This window comes from Microcoleus sp. B13-B6, assembly GCF_036705405.1.
Taxonomy (GTDB): domain Bacteria; phylum Cyanobacteriota; class Cyanobacteriia; order Cyanobacteriales; family Microcoleaceae; genus Microcoleus.
In genome coordinates, this window is the sequence record NZ_JAUBUJ010000106.1 from 25,616 (window position 1) to 29,443 (window position 3,828).

Sequence of the window (3,828 nt, forward strand, 5' to 3'; positions counted from 1 at the left end):
GGGACGCCCGTGCCACACACAGTTAACACAGGCGGGACGCCCGTGCCACAGTTAACATAGTTGACACAGGCGGGACGCCCGTGCCACAGTTAACATAGTTGACACTCCCCGACTATCAAGGTGCGGGGATTCTTAATTCAGCGACTAACCTTTAAGTGTTGCGTCATGAAAGGCAATACTCCGACTTTTCAACCGTAGAATCCTACCAATTAACGAGCCTGAGCAAGCAGCCACCCCAGCGGGTCTGTCTCCAAAAGCGTACTAGAATACTTATCTAGAGTTTGGGTATGCCCTACCCTACTTAACAATCCTACAAATAGTTTGTTTTGACTGGTTTAAGGCTTACTGAATTCAGCCTCTAGCTGTTTAAAGAGTTTTCGCTGCTCTGCGTCCCCCGGTTTATGCCTAAAAGTGTGTCTCATGTCCTGTTTCACGAGGGCATTGCGAATTTGACCTTGACTTTTATACTATACTCCAGATATCGGAACCTAGCGGACTTTTTGAAAAAAGTTTTAAGAAATTAAAGCTGTCCTAGAAGAACAGGGTTTTAAACCCAAATTTTTGATAAATTTGGATGATTAGTAAATTGCTTAAGTTTGCTGGATCGGCAGTTCAATGATAAACTCGGTTCCCTTACAGGGTTCCGACTCGCACCGGAGCGATCCTCGGTGATTTTCTACTAAGATTTTGTAGACAATAGACAATCCTAAACCGGTACCTTTACCGATTTCCTTGGTGGTGAAAAACTGCTCGAACATTCGCTCTTTTATCTCTGGTGTCATTCCGGGTCCCGTGTCAGCAATCCGCACTCTCACGCGATCGGGCCCTGCTAATTCTGTGGTTATCAAAATTTTTAGCGCAGCATTGGGCTGATTTTGTGATACCTCGTCCAAAGCATCGATCGCGTTGGTAATTAGATTCATAAATACTTGATTTAGCTGTCCTGAATAACACTCTACAAGAGGCAATTTTCCATAATTTTTTACTACTTGAATGTCGCGACGGTCTATTTGAGAATTGAGACGGTTTCGCAAAATTAACACGGTGCTGTCAATGCTGTCGTGCAAATCGCACATGGTCATGTTACTGTTATCGGTTCGCGAAAAGTTGCCCATAGATTTGACAATTTCGCGAATGCGATTGGAACCCATTTGCATGGAAGACATAACTTTAGGCAAGTCTTCAACTAGAAAATCCAGATCTATCTCTTCGATTTTAGCTGTGATTTCGGGACAGGGATTGGGATAGCATTCTTGATAGAGACGCAGCAGGTTCAGCAAATCTTGAGTATAAATTGCGGCATGGCTCAAGTTGCCGTAAATAAAACTAACTGGGTTATTAATTTCGTGGACGATACTAGCCATTAGCGCTCCCAGGGAAGACATTTTTTCGCTGTGGAGGAGTTGAGCTTGAGTTTGTTTGAGTTCGCAAAGTGCGCGATCGAGCTTGGCCGCTTGAGCTTCCGCTTTCGAGGTAGCAGCACAACTTTCTTGATAAAGTTCTACCTGTTTAAGATCGATTTCAAATTGTTCGATTTCGCTTTCTTGCTGGTATTGGCTCACCACGGCATCGAAAGCTTCTAGCAAGTCGCCCCCCGCAGCTTCGACAATGTACAGCAGATGGGAATTTTCCAGCCTGAGTTCGGCATCGGGAACTTGCACCAAGGCTTTAATTCGATCGATATATGCGCGCACTTGTTTGTCTAAATACAGTGGCGGCTCAAAATACATTGCCTTGACGGTGGCTGAAGGGGGACTCACTAAGTTGATGCTGCTGCTAGTATTAATTAAGTCGCGATGCGATTTTTCCATAAGCTCGATCGCCTCTAACAAATTCCCGCGCAGTTTTGCTCTTTCTGCCGCATTCTCAGAGCAAACTAACCTCATGCAAAAAAAAGCCGTTCGTTGGGAAAGCATTCGCTGGCGGCCGCTGATGTTAATTACCGCAGCACTAATTCTTCTGGCTGTCGTAATTTCTTCCAGATTAAAGTAGTTTTTCACTGCCGCCATTGGTAATGCCCCCGACTCGCCTAAATGTCTGTAGCTCCTGCTGACACAAGATTTAAGAGCCATAAAAAGTTTTTGTACAAGACACTAACCAATATATTCTGTATTTCGTAGTAGAGTAGTATACTAAAACACAATTATTTTACCGTTGTGGCCTATCACAATTTTCAGGATTCCGCTTGTTGCACCGTTTTTCTTAACTATTCAAAAATTTACTAATAAACTTGGCCATGATTGGAGCTTGAGTTTGTGGCAACCCGTGAGTGGCATTGGGAATAATTGCTAACTCTGCCCCCGGTATCTCGCCCGCGTAGGTTTCACAGTGCCATAGAGGAATTGTTTCGTCACTATCTGCTGCGATGACTAAGGTAGGAATTTGCAATTTGTGAATTTCTTTTTCTACTGTATCAACTGCATCTTCCGGCCGCATCCGACTCATTAAAAATGACCTTGCTACTGGTTGAGACATTAACTCCCTGCGCCACCCGGAAATTTGCTGCAATTTCTCACTTTTTCCCGCTAAACTAGCAAAAGGTTTTGCCAAATGCAAGGCCCAATCCACGGCTGGGGTTTCCCACAGCAGCGGCCGCAAAGCATCGTATTGACCGCAAAAACTGTCGTCCCGAATTCCGGCTGGTGCTGCTAACACTAAACTGCTCACAGAATTAGGATATTTGAGGGAATATGCAGATGCAACCCAACCGCCAAAAGAATGTCCGATGATGCAGCATGGTTCGATATTTAGTTGTTCTACAACTTGCCGCACAAAAGCAACTTCTACAGCTACGTCGTAGGGGATTTCTGGTTTGCTGGATTCTCCAAAACCTAACATATCTAAACTGATGCACCGAAACTGAGATTGCAATAACTCAATTAAGGGCAGCCAGCAAGTCTTTTCTCCGAAGAAACCGTGCAGCATCAATAAGGGTCTGCCGCACCCGATGTCGAGGTAGGCGGCTGTTTGGCGGCTGCTATTGACAAATGTACTTAATGTGTGCTTTTGTCCTACAAGTGCTTGAGACTGCATGGGCGATCGACTCCTGATAGGTAAGATACTTTTGTAAAGGATTGTAACAAAACAGGAGTCCAAAGGTTAAACTTCATTACGGAGTACACAGTTAGAAATAGACCATGATATTGTCTATGATTATTAGAAAAAACTACAAACCCAAAGCAGGAGAACACCTTGAACTCTACTTTAAAACAGTACCCGGCTTGCTCTCTTCGCGAAGATGTCAGTGAGTACGTAGCACACCTACAGCTTCACATGACTTTACAAGCTCGCAACTTGCTCCCTACCATTACCACCGCTAAGGATAGTCGCGAACAACTGTTGCAGCAGACTCAGGCTCATTTTGAGAAACGTGTTTCTCGACAAGCTATTTAAACAAATTTTTCTGGGTCATTAAGATCGCCCACTGTCGATCGAACTTTCCCACATTTCAGCATCCCAGAAACCCGGTAGCCTCAAAAATACCGGGTTTCTTTTCGGCTAATTATGCAGGGAACCCGGTTTTGGGTAATATGCGTTGGGTGTGCTTTAAATTTAATGTCTATGCGAATTTCGATTATTGCATTTTTGACTTTGGCGGCGCTGGGTGGCGGCGAATTGGCAGCGCGGGCGATCGATCCGAGTGCCGCACCGACTGAGGCCCAGTTTAGAGAGGGAACCGCAGAGGCGCAGAGGGCGCAGAGGGAGGAGGATGAGGTCATTGGTGATAACTTAACGTTAAACCCACCGTCTCTCTTGTTTGTAGCGAAGTCTAGATCCCCCCTAACCAAGGGCGGGCACGGGGGCACCGCCCCTACTAAGGGGGGGACA

General features: G+C 45.4%; 3 protein-coding genes and 1 pseudogene. 2 read left to right on the forward strand and 2 right to left on the reverse strand.

Features of this window, described 5'->3' with window-relative positions:
- Positions 1-590: 590 nt before the first annotated feature.
- Both QUB35_RS32385 and QUB35_RS32390 read right to left on the reverse strand, forming a co-directional pair.
- A complete protein-coding gene (locus tag QUB35_RS32385; protein ID WP_333146064.1) occupies positions 591-2,072 on the reverse strand; it encodes an ATP-binding protein in 1,482 nt (493 codons plus the stop codon).
- Between the two features lie 130 nt (positions 2,073-2,202).
- Positions 2,203-3,033 (reverse strand): alpha/beta hydrolase, encoded by an 831-nt coding sequence (locus QUB35_RS32390; RefSeq protein ID WP_333146067.1) that lies wholly within the window; start codon positions 3,031-3,033, stop codon positions 2,203-2,205.
- Between the two features lie 159 nt (positions 3,034-3,192).
- On the opposite strand from QUB35_RS32390, the gene QUB35_RS32395 reads away from it, so the two are divergent.
- Both QUB35_RS32395 and QUB35_RS32400 read left to right on the forward strand, forming a co-directional pair.
- Entirely contained in the window at positions 3,193-3,393 is a 201-nt protein-coding gene (locus QUB35_RS32395; RefSeq protein WP_006634481.1) for a hypothetical protein, read from the forward strand.
- 162 nt (positions 3,394-3,555) lie between these two features.
- Positions 3,556-3,828 (forward strand): annotated as a pseudogene (locus tag QUB35_RS32400) (BamA/TamA family outer membrane protein); the annotation flags it as partial.

What these genes read in the sequence shown, in the direction of transcription:
- QUB35_RS32385 (WP_333146064.1), bottom strand. Translation starts at nt 2,072, where the DNA reads ATGGCTCTTAAATCTTGTGTCAGCAGGAGCTACAGACATTTAGGCGAG.
- QUB35_RS32390 (WP_333146067.1), bottom strand. Translation starts at nt 3,033, where the DNA reads ATGCAGTCTCAAGCACTTGTAGGACAAAAGCACACATTAAGTACATTT.